Here is a 25,063-nt window from a genome sequence, read left to right on the forward strand (position 1 = left end):
ATGCCGGGGCGGCGCGGTCCGCGTGCCGTGCGTGACAATGGCCGGGTGCTGGAGATGACGCGCGAGGAGTTCGAGGAACTGGTCGCCGAGGCCCTGGACAGGATCCCGCCCGAACTGACGCGGCTGATGGACAACGTCGCCGTGTTCGTCGAGGACGAACCCACCCCGGACGACCCCGAGCTGCTCGGGCTCTACGAGGGGACTCCGCTGACGGACCGCGGCGAGTGGTACGCGGGTGTGCTGCCGGACCGGATCACCATCTACCGGGGCCCGACCCTGCGGATGTGCGAGACCCGTGAGGACGTCGTCGCGGAGACCGAGATCACCGTGGTGCACGAGATCGCCCACCACTTCGGTATCGACGACGAGCGGCTGCACGCTCTGGGGTACGGGTGAGTTCCGGCCCCGGGGGCGCAAGAGAGGCCATCGACCCGGACGTCGATCTGCACGTCCCGGCGCAGCGCGCGGAGCTGGCCGGCTCCCACAAGTGGGCGGTGCTCGCGGCGATCTCGGCCGGTGGCGCGGTGGGCGCGTCGGCGCGGTACGGGGCGACGCGGCTGTGGCCCACTGCGGAGGGGGCGTTCCCCTGGGCCGTCTTCTGGGTGAACGTGCTGGGCTGCGCCCTGATCGGCGTGCTGATGGTCCTCGTGAGTGAAGGCGGCCGGTCCGCGCATCCGCTGGTGCGGCCGTTCCTCGGCGTGGGTGTGCTGGGGGGCTTCACGACGTTCTCGACGTACGCGCTCGACTTCACCGAGCTGCTGGAGCGCGAGGAGGCGGGCACGGCACTGGCGTACGCGGGCGGCACGGTCGCCGGTGCGCTGGCCGCCGTGTGGGCGGCGGCCTCGGTGACGCGGTGGGCGGTCCGGCGGTGAACTGGCTCCTCGTGATCCTGGGCGCGGCGGCCGGCGCCCCCCTGCGCTACCTGACGGACCGCGCGGTGCAGGCGCGGCACGACTCGGTGTTCCCGTGGGGCACGTTCACGGTGAACGCCGCGGGAAGCCTCGTCCTCGGCGCCCTGGCCGGGGCGTCGGTGTCGTCGGGGACGTACGCGCTGCTCGGCACGGGGCTGTGCGGTGCGCTCACGACGTACTCCACGTTCTCCTACGAGACGCTGCGGCTCGCCGAGCGCGGCTGGAGTTTCCTGGCCGTGGCGAATGTGGCCGCTTCGCTGCTGGTGGGGCTCGGATCGGTGTTCCTCGGCGTGGAGTTGGCGCGCGGCATCGCGGGCTGAGGGGGCCGGGAGGCGTGTCCCCCACGGGGTGAGCGGAGTTGGGCAGGGCGACCCGCGATCCCCTGTCCCGGAGGTGCTCCCGTGCGCCAGTTGTCAGCCCCCGGCCGGACGGCCGTCTGGATCGCCGCCTCCTTGGCGGCCATGGCCTCGGCAGGCTGTATGAGCGTGGGCGAGGACGAGGGGCGCAAACCCGCGCCCAGCACCTCGTCGGAGCGGCGCGGGGCGGCGGCGGAGCCGGACGGCGGCCACGGAGCGCCGGGCGGCGCGCAGCGCCCGGTCGGGCACGGCGAGGAGGGCCGGGACGGGAAGGACGCGACGGCGGACGGCGAGGCCGGGAAGGGGCAGGACGCCGAGGGATCGCCGAGCCCGAGCGGTGCGGCGAGCGGTGGGGCGGAGCCGACGCCGGGCGGGAAGAAGCCTGCGAAGCCGGGGACGAAGCCGACGCCGCCGCACGGCGGCGGGACCCCGCCCCCGACCCAGCAGTCCCCGACCCTCCCTCCGCCCCAGTCGCCCACGCCCCCGGCGAGCCCGACGCCGCAGCCGAGCGAGCCGACGGACCCGCCGCCGGCGTCGTCGGCGCCCGAGGTGCACGCGGGGGCGACGCGGTCGGTCGAACACCCGGGCAGCCGCCGGGGCGGCGACGAGCCCACGGCGTCGCCGCAGGACAGACCGGCGTAGATCCCCGGGGGAGGCGGGACTCGGCCCCGCCCCGTCCGGTCGGCGGGTGTCCCCGGCAGCGGGTGTAAGGCGGGTCACTCGCGGGCGGTTTGCCTTTACCGGGGGAGGGTGCGTATGGTGGTAGATCGTTTGATCCCATTGCCCGGCGCCGAAACGGAAGCGCGCCGTGTGGCGCGTATTTCCCTAGCCGTGGCTGACCGCATCGAGGCGGTCGAATTGCGAATCACGGGGTTTGGGCGCGTGCCGAGACTCCGGAAGGTTTCGCATTTCGCATGTCCACTTTCAGTACTGATCACGCCGTCATGCCCGAGAACGACACGCTCGACGAGACGGTCTCCGAGGCCGCCGAGACGGCCGCCGAAGAGCCCCAGGAGCCCCAGATCACGTTCGCGGATCTCGGCCTGCCCGAGGGCGTCGTCCGCAAGCTCGCCCAGAACGGCGTGACCACCCCCTTCCCGATCCAGGCCGCGACCATCCCGGACGCCCTGGCCGGCAAGGACATCCTCGGCCGCGGCCGCACCGGCTCCGGCAAGACCCTCTCCTTCGGTCTGCCGACCCTGGCCACGCTGGCCGGCGGCCACACCGAGAAGAAGAAGCCCCGCGCGATCATCCTCACCCCGACCCGTGAGCTCGCGATGCAGGTCGCGGACGCCCTGCAGCCCTACGGCGACGTGCTCGGCCTCAAGATGAAGGTCGTCTGCGGCGGTACCTCCATGGGCAACCAGATCTACGCCCTCGAGCGCGGTGTCGACGTCCTCGTCGCCACGCCGGGCCGCCTGCGCGACATCATCAACCGCGGCGCCTGCTCCCTGGAGAACGTCCAGGTCGCCGTCCTCGACGAGGCCGACCAGATGTCCGACCTGGGCTTCCTGCCCGAGGTCACCGAGCTGCTCGACCAGATCCCGGCCGGCGGTCAGCGCATGCTCTTCTCCGCCACCATGGAGAACGAGATCAGCACGCTGGTCAAGCGCTACCTGACCGACCCGGTCACGCACGAGGTCGACAGCGCCCAGGGCAACGTCACGACCATGAGCCACCACGTGCTCGTCGTGAAGCCCAAGGACAAGGCGCCGGTCACCGCCGCCATCGCCGCCCGCAAGGGCCGCACGATCATCTTCGTCCGCACCCAGCTGGGCGCCGACCGCATCGCGGAGCAGCTGCGCGACTCCGGTGTGAAGGCCGACGCGCTGCACGGCGGCATGACGCAGGGCGCCCGTACGCGCACGCTGGCCGACTTCAAGGACGGCTACGTCAACGCGCTCGTCGCGACCGACGTCGCCGCCCGCGGCATCCACGTCGACGGCATCGACCTCGTCCTGAACGTGGACCCGGCCGGCGACCACAAGGACTACCTGCACCGCTCCGGCCGCACGGCCCGTGCCGGGAGGTCCGGCGTCGTCGTCTCGCTGTCGCTGCCGCACCAGCGCCGCCAGATCTTCCGCCTCATGGAGGACGCGGGCGTCGAGGCGTCGCGTCACATCGTGGGCGGCGCGGGCGCGTTCGACCCGGAGGTCGCCGAGATCACCGGTGCGCGTTCGCTCACCGAGGTCCAGGCCGACTCCGCGAACAACGCCGCCAAGCAGGCGGAGCGCGAGGTCGTCGAGCTGACCCGCCAGCTGGAGCGCGTGCAGCGCCGCGCGGCCGAGCTCCGCGAGGAGGCCGACCGCCTGGTGGCGCGCGCCGCCCGCGAGCGCGGCGAGGACCCGGAGGCCGCGGTCGCCGAGGTGACCGAGGCCGCCGAGGCCGAGATCGCGGCCGCGCCCGAGGCGCAGCCGGAGCGCGAGTCCCGCGACGAGCGCCGGGACGACCGGGGCAACTTCGAGCGCCGCGGCAACGACCGTGGCGACCGTGGCGACCGTGGCGGCTTCCGCCGTGACGACCGCCGTGACGGTGACCGTGGCGACCGTGGTGGTTTCCGCCGTGACGACCGTCCGTCGGGCGGCTTCCGCTCCGGCGGCAGCGACCGTCCGTTCAACCGTGACCGCCGTGACGACCGTCCGTCGGGCGGCTTCCGCCGGGACAACGACCGTGGCGGGTTCAACCGTGACCGTGACGACCGTGGTGGCCGTTCCTTCGAGCGTCGTGACAACGACCGTGGTGGCTTCCGCCGTGACGACCGTCCGTCGGGCGGCTTCCGCCGGGACAACGACCGTGGCGGGTTCAACCGTGACCGTGACGACCGTGGTGGCCGTTCCTTCGAGCGTCGTGACAACGACCGTGGTGGCTTCCGCCGCGACGACCGTCCGGCCGCCCACCGCGGCAGCGACCGCCCGAACGGCCGCCGCGACGACCGCCCCTCGGGCGGCTTCCGCGCCGGTGGCGAGCGCCACGACCGTCCGTACGGCCGCCGCGACGACCACCGCGGCGCCGGTTCGAACTCCGGCTCGTTCGGTGGCGGCCGCCGTGACGACAAGCCGCGCTGGAAGCGCAACGGCTGACGCTGTGTGACCTGCTGAGACAGGGCCCGTACGACACTTCGGTGGCGTACGGGCCCTGTTGTGTTGAACGGGTTCGAAAGTGCCTTCCGCTGCTGGTGGGGCTGCTGTTACAGTCCTCTCACTTGCATGGGGTGCGGTGTGGCTGGGGGGCCTCTCACACTTCTGTCCGGCGCTCTGGCCGGGCGCAGGGCACCGCTTGAATCCCCGTGCCTCTCTTATGCCTCAGGGGAGGACCCGAGTGCCTCGCAGCGCTCTTGTACGCCATTCCATCGGGGCCGTCGCCGCGGTGACCCTTGCCGCCGGCATCGGTCCGCTCGGGCACACGGCAACAGCCGCCGACGGCGGCTCGGTCGTTTTCCCGGCGGCCACCGCGGCACAGCCGCGCACCGTGGTCCCGCTCTCCGCAGGACCGGGCGGCTACCTGCGCTACGAGCAGGGTCAGGGACAGTTCTGGACCACGTGGGACGGGGAGACGATCCCGGTCCGCAACGACGCGGAGGGCCCGGAGACGGGCGGCGTCTACGGCGCCGGCTCCGACATCGTCGCGGCCCTCGACTTCGACGGGCCCAGCATTTACGGCGATGTCCGGCTGTGGGACGTCACCGCGGGGACGAACCGCTACCTCACCATCCCGGACAGACACCGGTACATCGGTACCTTCGGCGACAAGGTGGTCACGTACACCCGCAGCAGCACGGACGCGTCCAACGAGTGGCACGTGCTCCGACTGGTGAACGGTTCGGTGCAGGACACCTTGGTGACCGGCTGGCCGGAGGGCTCGACCCGGGCAGCCAGGGCGGCGGCGGGCGATGCCGACGGCGCGCTCACCCGGTACACACTGAACGGCGTTTCCCGCCCGGTCTGGATCGACCTGTCCTCGGCCCGGGCGCGGACCGTGCCCACGGATGTGACCGCCAACGGCGTCGGCTTCGTCCACACCCCGACCGACGTCGTGGAGTGGACGGACGACGGCAAGATCCGGTTCTACGCGAAGGGCGCGGCCGGCTCGTCCGGTCCGCTGCCCCTGACCTCCACCACCGACCTCCCCTACGACGACGGTGACGTCCTGCTCGGCGTCGTCGGCACGCGGCTGATCGTCGGGCGGGCCACCGGCCAGGGCGGCTCGGCCCCGTACCGCGTCGTCTCCGTGCCCAGGGCGGGAGGGGAGGAGACCACCCTCTTCGCGTACGGCCGCAATACGGCCTTGGCGGCACCGGACGGCGGTCTGCTGATCGTCGCCGGGTCGTCCGCCGGTGACCTGGGGCTCCAGCGCATCCGCCCGGACGGGGTGGGGACGACGGGTGCCGAGCTTGTGGACGTCACCCCGCTCACCTCCAAGCCCAGGCATTTGAGCTTCAGCCACGGGCAGCTCGAATCGCTGGAGCGCATGCCGGACGAGAGCAACGCCTTCCGCTCGCGGACGGTGTCGGTCACGGGCGCGCTGAGCGCCGGCGCGACGAAGGAACGCGGCGACCTCGGCGTCCCTCTCGCTGGGTGCACGGACGAGTCAGCCTGTCCTAGGCCCTTCGCCACCGGTGACGGACGGACGGTGATCAACCCCGACCCCGGCCCCGGCATGGGCAAAGTGCCGGTGGTGGTCGAGGCAGGGGCGACCACAGGACGGCCGCTGACCACCGAACTCGCTTCGTTCCAGACGACCGACGTCTCCGGCCGCTATGCGGTGGGACTCGCTGCGATCGAGGAGTATGGATCCCCCACCACAACCTCCGTGGACCTCGACACGGGCAAGCGGCTCGCTGATTTCGACGCCTTCGGAGGGCCATGGAACGTCGACCTCTACGGCGACACCCTGTGGGCGGCGGGCAAGGTGAACGGTACGGTCGTCGGCTACGACGTCCGCACCGGCGCAGTCAAGCGCACCGTGGACCTGAAGAGCGGCTGCCGGGCAGAGTCCCTCAAGGTGACGGCGCACTGGCTGAGTTGGAACTGTGCGGGGCTGCCGGTCAAGGGCGGCGTCTTCGACCTCGACACGAACACCAACCGGACGTACACCCAGCCGTTCTCCGAGCTCGGCGACGGATATGTGGTGCACGGCGACGGGTCCGAGGTGACGGTCACGGACATCCGTGGCACCGAGCCCGTGGTCAAGGGGACCCACCGGCTCAGCGAGTTCAACGACGAGACAGGGCCGTACGCCGTCGACACCGCCACCGGCCGTCTCGCCTACCAGGACAACGCCGCCGGTGACGTCCGCGTCGTCGACCTCGGTGTCCCGGCGTCGCCGCCGGCCCGCATCGACGCCGACGTACCGGCCGCGCAGGCGGTGAACGGCGGCGCTGTCTCCTGGAAGCCGCGCTGGTGGCTGTCGAAGCCGGCCGCGTCCTGGACGCTGACGCTGCGGAACAAGACGACCGGTGCCGTCGCACGCACGCTCTCCGGGGACGAGGCGCGCGGTGTGCTGCAGGGCTCCTGGGACGGCAAGGACGCGGCCGGAAAGCTCGTCGCGAACGGTACGTACACCTGGGCGCTGACCGCGAAGCCGGCCGACGGCCAGGGCGCGGACCTGAGCCTGACGGGCTCGGTCGCGATCAGCGGGGCCGCGCCGGTGTTCCGGGACCTCGTCGGGAACGACGGGTTCGGCGAGCTGCTGGTGAAGGACTCGACGGGCCTGGTGTCGCTGTACAAGGGCACGGGCACGGGCGGGGTCTCCTCGCGTGTGGCGGGCAGCGGGAAGTTCGCGGTCGACGCGCATCTCGTCCCCTTCGGAGACGTGAACGGCGACCGCTGCAACGACGTGCTGGTCCGGCAGGCGTCCGAGCTGCGGGTGTACCGGCCGGGCTGCGGCAAGGTGGTCTCCCCGTCGTCGCCCTACACGGTGATCGGATCCGGCTGGAGCCAGTACGATGTGCTGACCTCGCCCGGTGACATCAACGGCGACGGGTACCAGGATGTGATCGCGCGTCAGACGACGACGGGTGACATGTACTTCTACGCGGGGACGGCGGATCACCGGTTCAAGGGCCGGGTGAAGATCGGCACGAACTGGAAGACGTACGCGAAGATCACCGGCGCGGGTGACCTGAACGGCGACGGCCGTGGTGATCTGCTGGGTGTCGACAAGGCGGGGGTCCTCTGGCGGTACTACGGCACGGCGACCGGCGGTGTCACCACCCGCGTGAAGCTGGCGAGCGGCTGGGGGGCGTACACCTCCGTCGTCGGCATCGGGGACGTCACGGGCGACGGGAAGCCGGACGTCGTGGCCCGTACGAGCGACGGGAAGCTGTTCCGCTTCAGCGGCACCGGGAACGGCACGCTCGCGGCCCGGGTGCAGATCGGCAACAGCGGCTGGGCGGCCTTCAAGGGCCTGTACTGACGTGCTCCCGTCGGGGCCCGGTGAGCACCGGGCCCCGACGGGCCGGGACCGCGACGGGATACCCGATCGGTTCCGGGGATCTCTTTGGTTATGCTCAGGGGTGTTGCGCCGAGGGCCGTTAGCTCAATTGGCAGAGCAGCGGACTTTTAATCCGTTGGTTGTGGGTTCGAGTCCCACACGGCCTACCACTCAGCCCCAGGTCAGGAGCCTTCCTACCTGGGGCTGTGGTCGTTCCTGCGGACATTCCGGGCACGTGCTCAGCCAACGCTCAGCCGAAGCGTCAATGATCAAGACACGAAGAAGCCCCGGCCGGCTGCGACGGGGGAACGCAGGCCGGCCGGGGCGGTCAGGGTCAGGCGCGGGCGCGTCCCATCAAGGTGCCGATCTTCCGTGGGCCGGGCGGGGCCGGCAGGACGCTCGCCGCGGGTGACTCGAATCCGTGCTCGCGGAGGATCTCCTCCCAGCGCTCGGGCTCGTGGTCCCAGCGCTTCACGACGAGCGGGTCTTCGTCCTCGGACCGGTTGATGTACGAGGCCTGGCAGCCGTAGCAGCCGTCGACGGCTGGCCGCTGGGAGAACGCGAGCACGCCGCCGGGCTTGAGTCGCTTCCGGATGACGGGCAGCAGCTGCTCGGGGTCGGTGAACCAGACCGCGCCGTACACGGAGTAGATGGCGTCGAAGTGCTCGCCGGTCTCCTCTAGGAACCGGACAGCGTCCGTGCGGTGCAGCACCAGACCGGCGTCGGACCAGCGCGCCTCGGCGGCTTTCAGCTGGGCGAGTGAGACGTCGACTCCCACGGCGCGGGCGCCGAGCGCGGCCACGTGTGCGAGGTTGCCGCCCTTGCCGCAGCCGAGGTCCAGGACGGCGGCTCCGGGCGTGATGCCGAGGAGATCCGCGCCGGGTCCGTGGTCGGGGTAGTGGGTCCAGTTGAACCAGGTGGTCGCTGGGACGGGGTGCACCAGCGCGGACGGGAGTCTGAGGGCCGAAGGGCCTTCGGGCGGGGGCGCGTTGTCGCGCCTGCACACGAGGGCGTCGGGGTCGTTCTTCGCCGGCTGCAGGCTGTACCCATCAGGGCACGTCTGGCCGTCCTTGCCGTCCCGTCCGACTCCGCCGAGCAGAGGCGAGTACGTGTCGGACGTGATCGCGATTCCCGAGTGCCCGAGCCGCTTCGGCACGATGGCCATCGCGACGCCGGCCGCGAGCATGAGCGACGCCTGTCCGTGGCGCAGGTCGTGAAGCAGCACGCGGCGTAGGCGGCGGGGCGTTCGGCGTCCGGCAGGTGTGCGTCGTCCTCGAACCGCACCTCGCCGGCCAAGGCGCAGAACAGCTTGGTCTCCCTGCTCGTGGACCCCCTGGCCCGCGACGGACACGAGACGCCGGGGCAGCCGCCACCGCTCGACGCGAGCGCATCCGCAGGGGGCCGTCGCAGGGTTCGTGGGACCGCTGTGCCTGGTTGTGGGCGAGCTCGGCCGTCCGTACTCGTACTGCGCCTGCGGGGGCACGTGCCAGGAGGGCAGCTTGGCGGCGAGGCTTCAGCCGCCGCCCCGCTCCATGCGGCGGCCACACGCAGCTTCGGCCAGGGCCCTGTGATCACCTTCAGTTGACGCCATCGGGCAGTATGGGCGCATGGCCGTCCCAACTTCCCCGGAAAACCGCCCAGTTGTCTTGTCGGGAGACGCCTGCATCACCTTCACGGCGCCTTTCTACGCGGAAGGAAACCCGCTGGAGCCGAAGGAGGCCTGCACCCTCCCGCCCGGCGACGACCTCGACGGGGCCGGCTTTCTCCTGCGAAGGCCGGTTTCGTTGAGCCCCTTGCTCCAGGGGTCGCTCACCTACGGGCAGCCGACCGTGGACCTGCTCACCACCTTCGTCGGCAGTGACGAGTGGAAGGGCGAACTCCAGCGCCGCCTCAAGGACCTGCTCGCCGCCCGGGCCGGCCAGTCGCTGCTGGACACGGTCGATGTCACAGGCATGGTCTTCCCCGACGGGTACGGCTCCATCGCCGTGACGCTCCACCTTCCCGGGGGGTGGGAACCGCGGCACCGGGAGTCGACACTCGCCGGTCTCGGTCGCGAGGGACGCGAGCCCCTCGCAGCCGAGTTGAGGTCCATGCTGCTGCCGCCCGCACAGCGGCTACTGCGCCGCTGCGGGGCCGGTGAAACGGTCGCCATCCCGTACTTCAACCTCACCTACGCGGGGAGCACCGACCACCCCGAGCCCGGCAGGTCCCGCCTCGCCGACGGCATGCGGACGCTGATCTATCCCGACTCACCCATGCCGCTCGCCTCCCACTCGCCCTGGCGCGACGAATTCCTCTTCGCGGGTTACGCCTACAACCTGCTGGCGACGCCCGACACGAAGGCCGCAGCCGAGAAGTTCACGCTGTTGCTCCTCATCCTGGACGTGTCCTACATCCGGCTGGCCCGCACCGCCACGGCGGCCGACGACGTGTTGCGCAACCCGAGACACAGCGCCGACACACGCTGGCTCTCACAGCTTGAACACCGGCTGCGTTCGGAGTACCAGGCGCTGGTCACACCGACGTTCAGCTACGACCATCATGCGCTGAGGACGCGCGATGCTGTGTTGAGGGCCTGGGAGGCGGGCAACCTCCAGAGTCGGGCCGCAGATCTTCTTTCGACGGTCCGGCAGACGGTTGACTTACGGTTGGCCGAGGACCAGGCGCGCCGGATCCGCAGGGTGAACCTCGTGGTGGCGGTCCTGACCGTCCTGTCAGGGGTGGCGACCGCCCAAGCCGCGGTGTCGCTCTACGACCGCTTCTTCGGGTGAAAGGGCAGTGATGACCGAGGCCGATGCAGTGGTATGGGTGGCCGACGGCCTGGCGGCCGAGGGACTGGACTACGGTGACCGGCTCGTGGAGCGGCTGACCGGGCAGGGCCTGCGCGTCGTGCGCCGTGATCTGACCACCGCCACCACCAACGATGTGCCCAGCGGGCGCCTGCATGTTCTCTCCGGCGGTTCGACGTCTGTGAACGACCGTTCGGGATGGATGCCCGGCGGGCTGGCCGTCACCCGTTCCCTGATCGAAGCCGCACAGCGCGAAGAGCATGCGGTGGTAGGTGTCTGTCTTGGTTCCCAGATGATCGCCGAAGCACTCTGGCCGGAGCGCGGATCAGTCCGGTCCGCCAGGCGGATCGAGGTCGGCCTCACCGAGATCCGCTGGCGGGAGGACGAGCGGAGCAATGACGGCGAACAACTGGTCGTCCCGGCGTTCCATTACGAGGAACTCGACCCCGTACCGCTGCTGGAGGGCAACGCCCAGGTGATCGCGGACAACGGCCACTCACCCGTCCAGGGCTACCGGTACGGCCCCCGTATCCTGGGACTTCAGTTCCATCCCGAGTTCGGGCCCGCCGATGTGCGCCGTATCGTCCTGCACCACCGCCGCACCATCGAGACCTACCACGGCGACTTCCGGGCAGCCCTGGACTCCGTGGACCGTTACGAATCCTCGTGGAGCACCGCTGTGTTCAACCGGCTCGTGCACCGCGTTCTCCAGCACGGCTGACAGCAGTCACGGGCGGTGCCTCACCGCGGCTCCGGCGGGGTGCTGCCTGTTTCCACGTCCACGACGACACCCTGGCCTCCGTCGGGCTCCTCTCGGCCCAGGTGAACATCACGCAGCTGTCCGAGATCACCCTGTACCTGAAGGCTTTCCAGGAGGTGCGAGCGATGGCTGTCTACGGCGCGCAGGCTCGAGCGCCGATCGTGAAAGCCATCGATGCGCTCGCCTGATGGTCGAAACACCGTTCGCTCTCTGGCCTGCGCGCTGTGCTCCTCAGCCATGCAGACCGGTCCCCGGCCGGGAGCCATGCCGTGATTCCAACGTGAGCAGGACCCCCGGCGCGGCGACGGAGACGTGTCACGTCCAGGACAGGCCGCGCACCCAGGTGGACGTGATCGAGGCGGACGCGGAGTCCGTCGCCGAGGCCGGGAAGTAGACGGCCTCGAAGCGGACCTTCTCGTCCGCGGCGACGGAGCCGGCGTGGGGGAAGTCCAGGAAGCTCGAGCCCGCGGTGGTCAGGCGCTCGATGACCGGGCCGGTCCAGCGCGAGCCGCCGGGGCGCAGGTGGTAGAAGCGGCCCTGGACCGTCCCGCCCGCGGGCGCCGTCAGGGTCAGGTGCATGGAGCCGGTGTAGCGCACGGCGGACGTGAGCAGGTCCGCCGATCCCACCGGGACGGTCGTCCAGTCGCCTGGGGGCAGCGTCGTGTCGGTGGCGGAGGCGAGATTCCAGTTGTCGGGCATGTCGTCCTCCTCGGACGGCGGGGCGGATGCGAGACGGTCGGCGATGCGCTCGCGCAGGGACGCCATCATGAACCCGCGCGGATCGACCTTCCCCGGCTGCCACTCGAGGTGGCCGATCACACTGCGGTGGTTCCAGCCGTGGGCGCGGCAGACCGCGGCGGCCGCCTTCTCGATCGCTTCGAGCTGGGCGGCGGGCCACGGGTCCTTGCCGTCACCGAGGTTGATGCACTCGAAGCCGTAGAAGTGGCGGTTGCCATCGGTGTTCGCCTCGTCGTCGGGAGGCAGCGCCCTCTCCTCGATCACGGCGCGCAGGACGTCGTCGTCGCCCAGACCCGCGTGGTTCGCGCGGCCGTTGCCGACCAGGTAGACCGCGCCGTCCTTGGCGATGACGCCGTGGCACAGCGGTCCGGGCAGCTGGGAGTGGCCGTTGTAGCAGAGCTCCACCGAGGACTCGGTGCCGGAGGTGACGGTGTGGTGGATCATCACGCCGTGCACCGGGGCCCACGGGCCCACGTGGTTGCGGTTGTGGGTGCGCCAGTCGCGGTACTCCACCACGCGCAGCCCCTCGTTCCGCAAGGCGGTGAGCAACTGGTCGGCGGACAGCGGTTCGGCCATCGGGTCTCCTCTCCGTGTGCGTCACCGTGTGGTCGCGCAACGATCGGCGAGCAATGCTGGGATACCCGACTGCCGTGCCGCCCACCCTGGTTGGAGCCGCGTAGCCGGGGCGAGCCCTCATGCCTCCGGCACGGTCAGGTCCAGCCCCCTCAGCCGTTCCGGGTCCGTCAGGATGTTGATCTCGACGATCCGGCCGCCGCTCACCGTGAACGCCATCACCGACACCGGCACCCCGTCCGTCGCCGCGACCACGCCCGCCGCTCCGTTGACGAGGCATGGGCGGGCCACCTCGGCGAGGCGGGCGAAGGTGATCGCCTGGCCCGCGACCGCCTCGGCACCGCGGATGAGCGCGCCCGGACGCAGCGCGCCTCCGTCGGAGCGGGCCACCACATCCGGGTCGAGAACCGCGACAAGGGCCTCGAAGTCGCCGCCCCGCGCCGCCGTGAGGAAGGCGTCGACGGCCTCGCGCTGCCGGCCGAGGTCGGCGTCCGGGACCGGGGCCGCCCCCTGCACCCTGCGGCGGGCCCGGCTCGCGAGCTGGCGCGCGGCCGCCGGGGTACGGCCCACGACGGGAGCGATCTCGTCGAACGGCACCGCGAACATGTCGTGCAGCACGAAGGCGAGCCGTTCCGCCGGGGCCAGCGTCTCCAGCACGACCAGCAGCGCCAGGCCGACCGAGTCGGCGAGCAGGACCTCGTGCTCCGGGTCGAGCGCGTCCGCTCCGGTGACGATCGGCTCGGGCAGACGGGTCTCCATCGGCTCCTCGCGCCGTGACGCACGGGTGCGGAGCATGTCCAGGCAGACCCGGCCGACCACGGTGGTCAGCCAGCCGCCCAGGTTCTCGACGCGTTCGGAGTCGGAGCGGCTCAGTCGCAGCCAGGCCTCCTGGACGGCGTCGTCGGCCTCGGTCAGCGAGCCGAGCATCCGGTACGCGACCGCCCGCAGGTGTGAGCGGTGCTCCTCGAAGCGCTGTGCCAGGAAGTCGTGCTCGTTCATCGTCCGCCCCGTATCCGTTGTCGTCCGCCCTGTCACAGCATTGACGGAGCGCACGGTGCGGATGTGACGGAAACCTCGCCACCAGGCCGGATACGCCAGGACGAGGCCGAAAATGCGGCCGCAGAGGCCGAAAATGTGGCCGGAGGGCTGCCTGTGAGGCCGGATCGGCGGGCCGGACCCGTAAATGGAGTGGATCTTGCTCCGGATGGCGTAAGGTGGTGTTCACCGACGCGGGGTGGAGCAGCTCGGTAGCTCGCTGGGCTCATAACCCAGAGGTCGCAGGTTCAAATCCTGTCCCCGCTACTGAAGACGGCGGCCCGGCAATCGATCATCTCGATTGCCGGGCCGGCGTCGTTTCCGGCACCCGTGACCTGGGTTTCTGTGCGGCCGGGCGTGGCAAGTCGCCGCGCGCTCCAGGGGCGCGCAGCATGGGAGGTGCGCGGCACCGGTCCGTGGGCGTGGGCGGAGCGGCAGGGAGAACACCTGTGGGGCGAGAACAGGGCAGCAGGTATGTCGCGCCGTGGTTCGTCCGTCTCCTGCCCGCCGCGATGATCGCCGGCGGCGTCGTCTTCGACCTGCTGACACCGGCCCGTTTCACCGCGGTGCCGCTCTTCGCCGCGGCCCCGCTCATCGCGGCGCCGATCGTCACCTGGGTCGTGACGCTTCTGACCGGTATCGCCGCCGTCCTGGCCACGACAGGCCTGCACGCCTACAACGCCACCATCGACCAGATCACCGCCGTCACCGAGACGAGCACGGTGCTCACCGTGGCGGCCCTCGCGCTGTTGATCAACGGAGTCGTGACGCGCAGCAGCGCGCGGCTCGCCTCGGCGCGAGTGATCGCCGAGGCCGCGCAGCGCGCCGTGCTGCCCACGCCCGCGGACCGGATCGCCGGTCTGCACATCGCGGCGCGGTACGAGGCGGCGCAGGCGGACGCGTTCATCGGCGGCGACCTCTTCGCGGTGCAGGACACCCCGCACGGGGTGCGGCTGATGGTGGGGGACGTGCGCGGCAAGGGGATGGAGGCGGTGGCGGCCGTCGCCGTGCTGATCGGGGCGTTCCGGGAGGCGGCCGAGCAGGAGACCTCGCTCGAGGGCGTGGCGCGGCGGCTGGAGCGGGCGCTGACGCGCGAGGGCATGCGGCGGGAGGGTCTGGACGCCATCGAGGGGTTCACCACCGCCGTCCTCGGCGAGATCCCGCCCGGCGATGGTGCGGGTCACGGGACCGTACGGCTGGTGAACCGCGGGCATCCCGACCCGCTGGTGCTGCACGCCGACGGCGGACTGGACGTGCTGGAGCCCTCCGAGGCCGCGCTGCCCTTGGGCATGGGCGACCTGGGCATGTGGCCGGACCGCGCCGAGGAGTATCCGCTGCCCGTCGGCTCGACGCTGCTGCTGTACACGGACGGCCTGTCCGAGGCGCGTGACGCCCGAGGCGTCTTCTACGACCCGGGTGAACGGCTCCGGGGCAGCGTCTTCCCCGGTCCCGAGGCACTGCTCGACGCGCTGGTCGACGACGTGCGCCGGTACACGGGCGGCGCGTCCACGGACGACATGGCGCTCCTGGCGGTCGGCCGACCGGGGGCGGGGCAGCCGGAACGGCGGCGGACGGTGCCGGTCGTCTCCGCGGACGGCGCGTCCCGGACGCCTGGGCGGCGCGCGGTGCGTGGTGCGGCCGGCGCCCGCCCGGCGCGGGGGCGCGGCACGCCGACGGCGGGCGGCTGAGCCGCGGGCGCGGCCGGCCGGGCTGAGGGGCGCAGCACGCAGGGACGGCGAAGGCGTACGGCGCATCCGTACGGTGCGTAGTCGCAAGATGCCACTGTGCACAACATTTGACGCAACGTCAGAATGTGGGATCGACCTGAAGGGTGATCAAGTCGCCCGATTCCGCCTGCTTCTGTCCTGGTAAGTCCCGGCCGCGGTCGTTAACGATCACTCGGAACAGCTTGGAATCGGGCCTCGGCTTCTATTAACGTTCGATAACGCAGCGCGGTCGTCCCAGTCGTCGCAAGAGACGGCACCGTGCGCACGCGCCGAATCCCGCAAGGGAACCGGGGAACCACCAATTGGGGTGAATCGGGCATCATTTGCCGCTCAGTCCGCGGCCGAGGATGCCCGTAGGAGACCTTCCTGCTCCGAACCCGTCAGCTAACCCGGTAGGCGAGAAGGAAGGAAAGGAGTACGCCTTCGTGGCGTCCAACATGCCTGCCCCCGAGGCCCCGTTCGCGCCCGCTCACTTCGGCGGCGACGCCGCGGAGCGGACGTGGGAGGAATGGAATCCCACCGAGGAATCCGTCCGCCCGGTGCGTGGTCGGCACCGCGTCGTCAAGCAGCGCGGCGGGCTCGCCCGCAGCTCCACCGTCCTCGGCGTCGGCGTCATCGCCGCGGTCGGCGCCGGTGGCATAGCGACCGCCCAGGACAAGCCCGCGGTCTCCATCTCCCTCCCCGACTCGATCGCGGACAGCCTCCCCGACGCCAAGTCCCTTCCGGGCGTGGGCTCCCTCATCTCCGACGACGCCGACTCCGAGGGCTCCGAGGCGAACGCGGCCCCGCTCACCGCGACGACCACCGTCGCCGACAACGGGACGGCCGGCGCGGGCGAGGCCCTGCGCGCCCGCATCCTCCAGCAGGCCGAGCAGCAGCGCGCCGAGGCGGACGCCGAGGCGAAGGCCGCCGCCGAGAAGCTGGCCGCCGAGCAGGCCGCCGCCGCGGCCGCGGAGCAGCAGAGCAAGGCCGAGGCCCAGGCGGCCGAGGAGAAGCGGAAGGCCGAGGAGGCCGCGCGGGCCAAGGAAGAGGCGGAGCGCCTCGCCAAGATCGCCGCGAGCTACGCCCTGCCCACCTCCTCGTACACGATCACTTCCACGTACGGCGAGTCCGGCTCCATGTGGTCCTCCGGTCAGCACACCGGTCTGGACTTCGCCGCTCCCACGGGCACCCCGGTCAAGGCGGTGCACGGCGGCACGATCAAGTCGGCCGGCTGGTCCGGTTCGTACGGCTACCGCATCGTGCTGGAGCTGGAGGACGGCACCGAGGTCTGGTACGCCCACCTGTCGTCGATGACCGCGAGCGCGGGCCAGCAGGTCGCCACCGGCGAGACCATCGGCCGCGTCGGCGCGACCGGCAACGTCACCGGACCGCACCTGCACATGGAGGTGCACACCCCGGGCGGCTCCGGCCTCGACCCGATGGCCTGGCTGCGGGACAAGGGCCTCACGATCTGATCGACGGCAGCGGCCGAAGGCGCGCGGTACGGAGTCTCCGTGCCGCGCGTTCTTGTGTCCGGGCTCTTTGCGTGGCGTGCGTCCTCGGGTCCGCGCGCCGGCGCGGCGACGAGCATCGCGGGGTCAGCGGCGGTACGGGTTGTAGCCGCCGTAGTCGCGGTGCGGTGGCGGCACGGCGACCCGGCCCGTCGCCCGCGCCGCGTACACGAGCGAGGGCGCGGCCACGTCCCTGCGCCGCCACAGGTGGTGCAGCAGCTCCCGCTCGCGCTCCGCGAAGTCCGGGCCCGCCGCGCCGCGCTGGGCCCGGTGGCGGAGAGAGGCGAGCGACGTCGCGAACGCCTCGTACTCCGAGACCGCGTGTCCCGCGGCCGGTCCGTACGTCCGCCGCGCGTAGTCGCGCGCCATGGTGCGGGCGCGCATCGAGGACAGCGCCTGCGGCTCCGCGGCCGCCAGCCAGCCCGCCGCCGCGTACGCCGGCAACTCGGTCGATATCGTGCGCAGCTCGCGCTGCCGGGTCCATATGGTCAGCCAGGTCAGCAGCCCGAAGGCGGGCACCATGAACGCCGCGTACACCCCGTAGAAACCCCACGGGCCGAACAGCGACGCCGAGCCGTTCCACAGGGCGTGCATGCCCATCGCGAGGGCAAGGCCGAGCAGGGGCAGCGCGATGCGCCGTATTCGGTGGCGGCGCGCGGCGAGTGCGGCGAGACCGAAACCGATGCCGGTGAGCACCGTGAAGAACGGGTGCGCGAACGGCGACATCACGACCCGCACGAAGAACGTCGCCGCGGTGACCGACGCCAGGCCCGAGGTGCCGAACGCCTGGTCCTCGCCGTAGGCGTTGCCGAGGTACAGGATGTTCTCGGTGAAGGCGAAGCCGGTCGCCGTCACGCCCGCGACCACGACCCCGTCCACGAGGCCGGTGAAGTCCCGCCTTCGGAAGAGGAAGAGGAGCAGGACCGACGCCGCTTTGGCGCTCTCCTCGACGACCGGCGCTATGACCGTCGCGCCCAGGGTGTCGGCGGAAGCGGGATCGGCGGTGGCGGTGGCGATCCAGCGGGTCGCGAAGGTGTTCGCGAGGATCGCGATCAGGGCGGCGGCGAACGCGCCCCAGGCGAAGGCGAACAGCAGATTCCGCCAGGGGCCCGGCTCGACCCGGTCCAGCCAGCGGAACGCCGCCAGCAGCAGCGGCACCGGCAGCGTCGCGAGGCCGAGGCCGACCAGGAAGCCCTGGGTGCCGGTCTGTTCCCGCACGAGCGCGAGGATCACCAGTCCGCACAGCGCGAGCAGCGTGATAAGAACGCCAGCCCGGACCGCACGGCTGCGCCACAGGCGGGCGGCACGCATCCGGCGGCGCCGCGCGGTGCTCTGCGGCACGCCGCCGACCGGCCCGCCGCCCTGCTCCTGCCGGCATGGGGGCACCACCGGATGCGGCGGGCGGCTCGCCATCGTGTGCTGCGCGGACGACTGGGACACCTGTCGACCCTAACGAGGGGCACTGACAACTGGCGACGGTGAGGCGACGGTGCGCGGTACGTCACCACGTCCACGCCGCATCGGTCACGGCCGGACGGCGAGGGCCCACGCCGTCACGCCTCCGGCAGCACCCGGCGGAACAACAGGTCGTGGACCTTGTGTCCCTTGTCCAGACCCTGGCCCTCGAAGCGGGTCAGCGGACGGAAGGCGGGACGCGGGGCGTAGCCGCCTTCCGGGACGGTGTTCTCGAAGTCCGGGTGCGCGGTCAGGACGTCGAGCATCTGCTCGGCGTACGGCTCCCAGTCGGTCGCGCAGTGCAGGACCGCGCCGGGCCGGAGCCGCTGGGCGGCCAGCGTCAGGAACTCCGGCTGGATCAGCCGCCGCTTGTGGTGGCGCTTCTTGGGCCAGGGGTCCGGGAAGTAGACGCGCAGGCCGTCGAGCGAACGGGGCGGCAGCATCTCGCGCAGCAGGATGATGGCGTCGCCGTTGGCGACCCGCACGTTGGTCAGGCCGTTCCGCTCGGCGAGGCCGAGCAGGTTGCCCTGGCCGGGCGTGTGCACGTCGACGGCGAGGATGCCGGTGTCCGGATCGTCGGCGGCCATCTGCGCGGTGGCCTCGCCCATCCCGAACCCGATCTCCAGGACGACCGGCAGCCCGCCGAACATCTCGTCGAGGTCGAGCATCCGGTGCCCGTCGATGTCGAGCCCCCACACCGGCCACAGCCGTTGCAGTGCGTCGCCCTGCCCGGCGGTCACCCGGCTGCGGCGCGGCTGGAAGCTGCGGATGCGCCGCTCGTGGTGCGACCCGGCCGGATCGGCGGCGGGCCCGCCGGGGAAACGCGGCTCGCCCTTGGCGCGGATCACCGGGCGCGGGGTGTCGGGGGTGGTGTTTCGAGACTCAGACACAATGCCTCGATTCTACGAGGCCGGGCACGGGGCCCTGCCGCGTCGGGGCTCGGAGCTCGGTCCGCCCTGCCGCGTCGGGGCTCGGGAGCCGCCCGGCTCTGCGCTGCCGCGTGGGGCGGGGCTCGCCCGGTCCGCCCTGCCGCGTCAGCGCCCGGGAGCCCGCCCCGGCGCGCCCGTGCGGTGGACCCGGTCCTCCTTCAGGGCCTCGAGCGCCCGGCGGGCCACCTCGCGGCCGATCGGCAGGGACGCCGTAGCCGCCGGGGACGGGGCGTTCAGCACGTGGACCGTCCGCGGCGCCTCGCGGATCAGGAAGTCGTCGGCCAGCGTCCCGTCCCGCAGCACCGCCTGGGCACGGACTCCGGCCGGGGAGGGGCGGAGGTCGTCCTCGGTCACGGCCGGGAGCAGCCGGCGCACCGCTTGCGTGAAGGCGTGCTTGGACAGGGAGCGGTGCAGCTCGCCCGCGCCGTAACGCCAGTGCCGGCGGGCGATCTGCCAGGACCCCGGCCAGCGAAGGGTCTCCGCGAACTCCAGGGGACGCACGGCCGACCAGGTGTAGCCCTCGCGAGCCAGAGCCGGGACCGCGTTGGGACCGACGTGGACGCTGCCGTCGATACCGCGGGTCAGATGCACCCCGAGGAACGGGAACGCCGGGTCCGGCACCGGGTAGACCAGGCCGCGGACGAGGCCGAGGCGGGTCAGCTCGTAGTACTCCCCACGGAAAGGGACGATCCGCATCCCCGGGTCGTCGCCCGCGAGCCTCGCCACCCGGTCGCAGTGCAGCCCCGCGCAGTTCACCAGGGCCCGCGCGCGCACCACCGTCCCCGAAGCCGTGCGCACCGCGACGCCCCACGGCCGGCGGTCGACGGCGGTGACCTCCTCGCCGTACCGCACGTCCGCGTCGGACGCCCGCGCGAGCTGCGCCGCGACCGCGCCGTAGTCGCACACGCCGGTGGTGCCGACGTGGATCGCGGCGAGGCCGCGCACCTCGGGCTCGTATTCGGCGATCTGCGCGGGGCCCAGCTCGCGCACGGGGATGCCGTTCTCCCGGCCGCGCTGGACGAGGGCGTGCAGCCGCGGCAGCTCCTCGCGCTCCGTGGCGACGATCAGCTTCCCCGTGACCTGGTGGTCGATGCCGTACTCCGCGCAGAACTTGACCATCTCGGCCGCGCCGCGCACCGCGAAGCGGGCCTTCAGGGAGCCGGGCCGGTAGTAGATGCCGCTGTGGATCACGCCGCTGTTGCGCCCGGTCTGGTGGCGGGCCGGCCCCTGCTCCTTCTCCAGGACCGTCACCCGGGTCCCGGGCGCCGAACGCGTGAGGGCATACGCCGCCGACAGGCCGACGATCCCGCCGCCCACCACCAGCACGTCGCAGTCGAAGCTCCGCCCGGACGCCGTCACCGCGTCACCTCCCACCCCGATAGTGCACTGGCCCGCCGACAATGCGCTTAAACCAGCGTGGACCGAGGGGCGCGCGTCACCATGCTCACATCCCGTCCCGGCCGGACCGTCCGCAGGCCCGCCCCGTCACGGAGGCTGCCGTCGCCCGAGGGCCGGCCGCCTATGCCGGAGCCGCCAGCAGCGGGCGGGCCCTCTCCCGCAGCTCCATCACCCGGGGCTCGTCGCCGTACGGCTCGAGGCGGTGCAGCAGGTCCCGTACGTACTCAGTGGTGCGCGCCGAGGAGATCCGGCCCGCGACCTCCACCGCGCGCGTGCCCGCCGCGCAGGCCGCGTCCAGGTTCCCCGACTCCAGCTCGGCCACCGCCGAGACGACCAGGCGTAAGCCGTGGGAGCGGACGAACTCCTCCGTCGGCCGCGACAAGGCCTGCTCGGTGAAGCGGCGCACCTGGCGGGGAGCCTTCAGGTCCCGGTAGCACTCGGCGGCGTCGGCGGCGAAGCGGTCGTAGGAGTAGAAGCCGAGCCACGACGGGTCCGCGTCGCCCTCGCGGGAACGTTCCAGCCAGCCCTCGGCGGCCTTCAGCGCCTGGCCGGCCGCCGCGGCGTCGTTCGCCTTGGCGTGCGCACGCGCCTCCACCAGCCGGAAGAAGCTCATCGTCCGGGCTGTGGCGAGGCCGCGATTGCGCTCCAGCGCGGCCTGCGCGAGGTCGACGCCCTCGTCGGCGAAGCCCCGGTAGGTCGCCTGCAGCGACATCGAGGCGAGCACGTAGCCGCCCAGCGGCACGTCGGCCGCGGCCCGGGCGAGCCGGAGCGCCTGGATGTAATAGCGCTGCGCCGCCTCCTGCTGGCCGGTGTCGAACGCCATCCACCCCGCCAGCCGCGTCAGCTCGGCGGTGGCGCCGAACAGGGCGCGGCCCACCTCGTCCGAGTAGGAACCGAGGAGCAGCGGGGCCGCGTCCACGCGCAGGCACTCGGGGACCATCGACGAACGCCAGTCCCCGCCGCCGTACTTGGAGTCCCAGCGGCGCGCGTCCTCCGCCGCCTCGCGCAGCTTGGCCACATCGCTGTGGCCGACGCGCACAGGGGTGTCCGTGCCCTCCGGCGCTTCGGGGGCGGCCGGTGCGGATCCGCCGGCGGGGGCGGCCTGCCCGGCACGCGCGGAGGCGCCGACGAGCCGCTCGACCGACGGGTCCGCGGGGGTTATCAGCCAGCGCGAGGCGGGAGTCGCGTACGCGCTCACCGCGAACGAACCGGCCAGCGACTGCCAGATGCCCCCGCCGCCCGCCCGCCGGCCCGCGAGGTCAAGGCGATACAGCTCGGTGGCCGATTTCACCGCCTCGCCCACGTCCCGCGGGAAGGCCAGACCGACCTCGGGCGCCGGGTCCGCGTCCGCCAGGCCGATCTCGTGCAGCGGCACCGGCCGGCCCAGCTTGGCCCCGATGGCGGCGGCGATGAGATGGGGCGCGGAGCCCTGCGGCACCATGCCCTTGGAGACCCACCGCGCCACCGACGTCTTGTCGTAGCGGAGGGTCAGACCACGCTGCGCCCCCAGGTCGTTGACCCGCCGGGCGAGGCCGGCGTTGCTGATTCCCGCGAGGGCGAGAACGGTGCCGAGCTTTTCGTTCGGCCCGCGTTGCTCCCTGGACATGCGCCACCCCTCGACACACAGACAGCTGCCGCGGCGCCTTCGGCGCACGGCATTCGTGCTGTGTCCTCCCGGTTCACACACCCCCGCGTCCGAGCGGTCCCGGCCGCAAAAGCAGGTGGCCGAGCCCTTCGGAATATGCGCTCCTGCCGAGGACAGCAGTAAACCCAGCGTAGTTCGCCACATCCCTACCGTTAAGAGGTGGTGTGCCGTATGGCGGGATTGTTGTGCGGACGGGAGTACGCCATCGGCCACCGTGCTCCCGCCGTGTGGTCGTGCGCCCGTGCGTGCGCTCTGGCCGAGGATGTTCGGGAGCGCTTCCATGAGTACCGCGTGGGTCGGCTCACTGCGTACTGGAAACCAGTGGGCTGGGGGACACTGCCGCCTCGATTCCCCGCGGGCGGCGGGCCGGTCCGGGAGGCGAACTCCGCCTCCCGGGCTGGAGGTTGGGCCCTGGGCCGCCCACCGAGAATGGCCGAATGCCGTCTGTGCCGTAGGGGCCCCGAAATCACCGGACGACCCCTGGCGACACCTCGGCCGGCCTCCTCGCGGCCGCTGAATCGCCCATGCCACAGGCGAGTTCACTTTTTGCGCGCGCTACCGGAGCCCCATCCCCTGCGCCTCCTTCATGGCAGCATGTTCCCGAACGGCTTCGGGAATCGTGGAGGCGGGGATGCGGTGGCTGGTGGGGTGGAGCAGTATCGCCGCGCACTTCGGCACGGCCGGGGCCGACAGAGCTCTTGACGGCCTTGACGATCTCGACGGCGACGGCCGCACCGTCCACCCCGTCGGAGCCCAACTGCTGTGGGGAGACCCCGATCCGCTGTGGGCGGTCGGTGACTGGCGGCCCGACGAGGTACGCGTCGTCACGGCCGAACCGCCCGCGCGTTCCGTCCCCGGCGGGGGCGCGAACCCGCCCGCGGTCACCCGGCTCGCCGTCCTCGGCTGCTGCGCCGCCAGCGACGAACAACTGCGGGTCGGGCTGTTCGCGGCGCGCGGCGGCGCACTGAGGCATCTGACCGCATGGGCCGGCAGCTACACGGTCGTGGTCCAGGCCGGGCGCCGCATCACCGTCGTGGGTGACCTCGCGGGAGCCCGGCCCGTCTTCTACACCCCCTGGGCCGGCGGCACCGCGTACGCCACCGCCGCGCTCCCGCTCGCCGATCTCATCGAGGCCCAGCTCGACATCGGGCACCTCGCCGCCCTGCTCGCCTGCCCCGAGACTCCGGAGGCGCTGCGGGACTCCACCCCGTACGCGGGGGTCAAGCGCATCCCGCCCGGACACGCGCTGATCCTGCGGGAGGGCTCACGTGAGATCACCGGGTACGAGCCGGTGGCCTCCCTGGCCGTCGCCGGGCCGCAGATGGACCCGGCCAAGGCGGTCGACGGGGTGCGGGACGCGCTGATCGATGCCGTACGGGCGAGGCTCACCGCCCCGCGGCACGCACCGGAGACCCTGCCGCCCGACCCGGGCCCCGTGCCGGGCATGGGCCCCGCCGAACGCCGCGCCGCGCGAGGGGCGCCCGCTCCCGGCATCGGCGCCGACCTGTCCGGGGGCAGCGCCTCCAGCACGCTGGCGCTGCTGGCCGCCGGGCTGCCCGGCGTGCCCGGCACCGTGCTCGGGCACGGGACGGGCGCGGGCGAGCGGCTGCTCGCCGTCACCTTCAACGACCTGGTCACCAGCGGACGCGAGGCTCGCGAACCGGAGCTGGAACGCGCCCGCGTCATCGCCGCCAACCCGCGGCTGCACCACGTCGTCGTCGCGGCCGGGGAGGAGTCCCTCCCCTACGCCGGACTCGACGCGGGGCCGCTCACGGACGAGCCGGCGCCGGCCCTGGTGACGGCCGAACGGCACCGCAGCCGGCTCGCGGCCGGCAGCGCCGACCACTTCACCGGGGCGGGCGCACGGCAGGTGCTGGACGCGCATCCGGCGCGGCTCGCCGATCTGCTGATGGACCGGCGCCGACGCCATCTGCTGCGGCCGGTCACCGCACTGGCCCGGGCCGACGGGGCCTCGCCGCAGTCGCTGTTCGTGCCGCTCACCGTGTACCGGGCGGCGCGGCGCCTGGCCCGTACGCCCTACCGTGCCGGTCTCGAAGCCGCTGCCGACCGGCTGCTCTCGGCGAACCGCACGGGCGCGGTCGGTCTCAACGGCGCGGTGGGCGCCTCGCTCGCCGCCCTGAACTGGGCCCGGCCCGGCCCGGCGGCTCGCTGGCTGACCGGCGAGGCGCTGGCTGAAGTATCGGTTCGCCTGATGGAGGCGGCGACGCGGCCGATGTCCGTGCAGCGGCCAGGCGAGGCCCGGGCCCGGGCGGCGCTCAGCCGCCACGCGGCGGACCAGCGCATCCTGGAACAGGCCGCCGAGATCCGCAGCCAGCGGCTGCACGCCCCCTTCCTCGACAACCAGGTCGTACGCGCCAGCCGCGACCTCCCCGAATCGCTGCGGGTCCAGCCGGGGGCGCGGGCATCGGTGCTGCGCACGGTCCTCGCGGGGGCCGGTATCCACGACCTCCCACCGGGCTGGGGCGCCACGACGCACGCGTCGCACACGGCGACGGCGGCGGCGCGCACCGGTCTGCGGGCCGCGCTCCCGCATCTGATGGCCCTGTTCGACGCCCCGCTGCTCGCGGACGCGGGCCTGGTGGAGGCCCGCGTCGTCCGCAAGGCTCTGCGGGCCGCCTCGGAAGGCGAGCCCGTCCCGCTGGACGGCCTGGCCGACCTGGTGTCCACGGAACTGTGGCTGCGTCGGCTCCTGTCCCGCCGCGGCACCTGCTGGACGGGCACGGCGGCGCCCCGCCGCCGCGCGGTGGCCGGGGGCGTCCCCAAACGCCGGACGCTCCAGGCGTAGAGCCGGGCCACGACGC

At 72.5% G+C, this 25,063-nt stretch carries 19 protein-coding genes, 2 tRNA genes and 1 riboswitch; of the genes, 14 read left to right on the top strand and 7 right to left on the bottom strand.

What is annotated here, in order from left to right; translation table 11 throughout:
- The first annotated feature begins 45 nt into the window (after window positions 1-45).
- From ACWD0A_RS23135 to ACWD0A_RS23165, 7 genes are all read left to right on the top strand, one after another.
- The gene (locus tag ACWD0A_RS23135; RefSeq protein ID WP_307714680.1) at window positions 46-396 is read left to right on the top strand and encodes a metallopeptidase family protein; all 351 of its coding nucleotides are present in this window, start codon (window positions 46-48) and stop codon (window positions 394-396) included.
- The gene (gene crcB, locus ACWD0A_RS23140) at window positions 393-872 is read left to right on the top strand and encodes a fluoride efflux transporter CrcB (protein ID WP_451300895.1); all 480 of its coding nucleotides are present in this window, start codon (window positions 393-395) and stop codon (window positions 870-872) included. Before ACWD0A_RS23135 ends, crcB begins: the two co-directional genes overlap by 4 nt.
- Window positions 869-1,231 carry a fluoride efflux transporter FluC gene (locus tag ACWD0A_RS23145; protein ID WP_451300897.1) on the top strand — a complete coding sequence of 121 codons (363 nt, stop codon included), beginning with the start codon at window positions 869-871 and terminating at the stop codon, window positions 1,229-1,231. Before crcB ends, ACWD0A_RS23145 begins: the two co-directional genes overlap by 4 nt.
- An 81-nt stretch (window positions 1,232-1,312) precedes the next feature.
- Entirely contained in the window at window positions 1,313-1,909 is a 597-nt protein-coding gene (locus tag ACWD0A_RS23150) for a hypothetical protein (RefSeq protein WP_451300899.1), read from the top strand.
- Window positions 1,910-2,181: 272 nt separating this feature from the next.
- The gene (locus ACWD0A_RS23155; protein WP_451300901.1) at window positions 2,182-4,347 is read left to right on the top strand and encodes a DEAD/DEAH box helicase; all 2,166 of its coding nucleotides are present in this window, start codon (window positions 2,182-2,184) and stop codon (window positions 4,345-4,347) included.
- A gap of 238 nt (window positions 4,348-4,585) precedes the next feature.
- The gene (locus ACWD0A_RS23160; protein ID WP_451300903.1) at window positions 4,586-7,681 is read left to right on the top strand and encodes an FG-GAP-like repeat-containing protein; all 3,096 of its coding nucleotides are present in this window, start codon (window positions 4,586-4,588) and stop codon (window positions 7,679-7,681) included.
- Between the two features lie 112 nt (window positions 7,682-7,793).
- Window positions 7,794-7,869, top strand: a tRNA-Lys gene (locus ACWD0A_RS23165).
- A gap of 164 nt (window positions 7,870-8,033) precedes the next feature.
- Here ACWD0A_RS23165 and ACWD0A_RS23170 read toward each other — a convergent pair.
- Window positions 8,034-8,924 carry a methyltransferase domain-containing protein gene (locus ACWD0A_RS23170; RefSeq protein ID WP_451300905.1) on the bottom strand — a complete coding sequence of 297 codons (891 nt, stop codon included), beginning with the start codon at window positions 8,922-8,924 and terminating at the stop codon, window positions 8,034-8,036.
- 559 nt (window positions 8,925-9,483) lie between these two features.
- On the opposite strand from ACWD0A_RS23170, the gene ACWD0A_RS23175 reads away from it, so the two are divergent.
- The 3 genes from ACWD0A_RS23175 (at window position 9,484) to ACWD0A_RS23185 (ending at window position 11,436) form a co-directional block, all read left to right on the top strand.
- Window positions 9,484-10,470: a hypothetical protein gene (locus ACWD0A_RS23175; protein WP_451300907.1), complete on the top strand. Its 987-nt coding sequence runs from the start codon at window positions 9,484-9,486 to the stop codon at window positions 10,468-10,470.
- A 10-nt stretch (window positions 10,471-10,480) separates the two neighbouring features.
- The gene (locus ACWD0A_RS23180) at window positions 10,481-11,209 is read left to right on the top strand and encodes a type 1 glutamine amidotransferase (protein ID WP_451300909.1); all 729 of its coding nucleotides are present in this window, start codon (window positions 10,481-10,483) and stop codon (window positions 11,207-11,209) included.
- 101 nt (window positions 11,210-11,310) lie between these two features.
- Window positions 11,311-11,436, top strand: coding sequence for a hypothetical protein (locus tag ACWD0A_RS23185; RefSeq protein ID WP_451300911.1), 126 nt, complete (start codon window positions 11,311-11,313; stop codon window positions 11,434-11,436).
- A gap of 127 nt (window positions 11,437-11,563) precedes the next feature.
- On the opposite strand, the gene ACWD0A_RS23190 is transcribed toward ACWD0A_RS23185, so the two are convergent.
- Window positions 11,564-12,562: an N-acetylmuramoyl-L-alanine amidase gene (locus tag ACWD0A_RS23190; protein WP_451300913.1), complete on the bottom strand. Its 999-nt coding sequence runs from the start codon at window positions 12,560-12,562 to the stop codon at window positions 11,564-11,566.
- 117 nt (window positions 12,563-12,679) lie between these two features.
- Window positions 12,680-13,558 carry an RNA polymerase sigma factor SigJ gene (sigJ, locus tag ACWD0A_RS23195; protein ID WP_451300915.1) on the bottom strand — a complete coding sequence of 293 codons (879 nt, stop codon included), beginning with the start codon at window positions 13,556-13,558 and terminating at the stop codon, window positions 12,680-12,682.
- A gap of 229 nt (window positions 13,559-13,787) precedes the next feature.
- Here sigJ and ACWD0A_RS23200 point away from each other — a divergent pair.
- The 3 genes from ACWD0A_RS23200 (at window position 13,788) to ACWD0A_RS23210 (ending at window position 16,778) form a co-directional block, all read left to right on the top strand.
- A tRNA-Met gene (locus tag ACWD0A_RS23200) sits at window positions 13,788-13,861 on the top strand.
- 182 nt (window positions 13,862-14,043) lie between these two features.
- Window positions 14,044-15,282 (top strand): PP2C family protein-serine/threonine phosphatase, encoded by a 1,239-nt coding sequence (locus tag ACWD0A_RS23205; protein ID WP_451300917.1) that lies wholly within the window; start codon window positions 14,044-14,046, stop codon window positions 15,280-15,282.
- 296 nt (window positions 15,283-15,578) lie between these two features.
- Window positions 15,579-15,735, top strand: a riboswitch (cyclic di-AMP (ydaO/yuaA leader).
- An 11-nt stretch (window positions 15,736-15,746) separates the two neighbouring features.
- Window positions 15,747-16,778 (top strand): M23 family metallopeptidase, encoded by a 1,032-nt coding sequence (locus ACWD0A_RS23210; protein ID WP_451300919.1) that lies wholly within the window; start codon window positions 15,747-15,749, stop codon window positions 16,776-16,778.
- Between the two features lie 123 nt (window positions 16,779-16,901).
- On the opposite strand, the gene ACWD0A_RS23215 is transcribed toward ACWD0A_RS23210, so the two are convergent.
- The 4 genes from ACWD0A_RS23215 to ACWD0A_RS23230 form a co-directional block, all read right to left on the bottom strand.
- Window positions 16,902-18,254 (bottom strand): PrsW family intramembrane metalloprotease, encoded by a 1,353-nt coding sequence (locus ACWD0A_RS23215; protein ID WP_451300921.1) that lies wholly within the window; start codon window positions 18,252-18,254, stop codon window positions 16,902-16,904.
- Between the two features lie 113 nt (window positions 18,255-18,367).
- Window positions 18,368-19,159, bottom strand: coding sequence for a tRNA (guanosine(46)-N7)-methyltransferase TrmB (gene trmB, locus ACWD0A_RS23220; protein ID WP_451300923.1), 792 nt, complete (start codon window positions 19,157-19,159; stop codon window positions 18,368-18,370).
- Between the two features lie 144 nt (window positions 19,160-19,303).
- Window positions 19,304-20,557: an L-2-hydroxyglutarate oxidase gene (gene lhgO, locus ACWD0A_RS23225; protein ID WP_451300925.1), complete on the bottom strand. Its 1,254-nt coding sequence runs from the start codon at window positions 20,555-20,557 to the stop codon at window positions 19,304-19,306.
- A 160-nt stretch (window positions 20,558-20,717) separates the two neighbouring features.
- On the bottom strand, window positions 20,718-22,202 hold the full coding sequence (locus tag ACWD0A_RS23230; RefSeq protein ID WP_177153113.1) for an MFS transporter: 1,485 nt from the start codon (window positions 22,200-22,202) through the stop codon (window positions 20,718-20,720).
- A gap of 670 nt (window positions 22,203-22,872) precedes the next feature.
- Here ACWD0A_RS23230 and ACWD0A_RS23235 point away from each other — a divergent pair.
- The gene (locus ACWD0A_RS23235; RefSeq protein ID WP_451300927.1) at window positions 22,873-25,047 is read left to right on the top strand and encodes an asparagine synthase-related protein; all 2,175 of its coding nucleotides are present in this window, start codon (window positions 22,873-22,875) and stop codon (window positions 25,045-25,047) included.
- The last annotated feature ends 16 nt before the right edge of the window (window positions 25,048-25,063 follow it).

The sequence above is a fragment of the Streptomyces sp. NPDC002867 genome (genome assembly GCF_053591895.1).

Coding starts and splice junctions, on each gene's coding strand:
- ACWD0A_RS23155 (WP_451300901.1), top strand. CDS start 2,182: ATGTCCACTTTCAGTACTGATCACGCCGTCATGCCCGAGAACGACACG.
- ACWD0A_RS23180 (WP_451300909.1), top strand. CDS start 10,481: ATGACCGAGGCCGATGCAGTGGTATGGGTGGCCGACGGCCTGGCGGCC.
- ACWD0A_RS23190 (WP_451300913.1), bottom strand. CDS start 12,562: ATGGCCGAACCGCTGTCCGCCGACCAGTTGCTCACCGCCTTGCGGAAC.
- sigJ (WP_451300915.1), bottom strand. CDS start 13,558: ATGAACGAGCACGACTTCCTGGCACAGCGCTTCGAGGAGCACCGCTCA.
- ACWD0A_RS23230 (WP_177153113.1), bottom strand. CDS start 22,202: ATGTCCAGGGAGCAACGCGGGCCGAACGAAAAGCTCGGCACCGTTCTC.
- ACWD0A_RS23235 (WP_451300927.1), top strand. CDS start 22,873: ATGCGGTGGCTGGTGGGGTGGAGCAGTATCGCCGCGCACTTCGGCACG.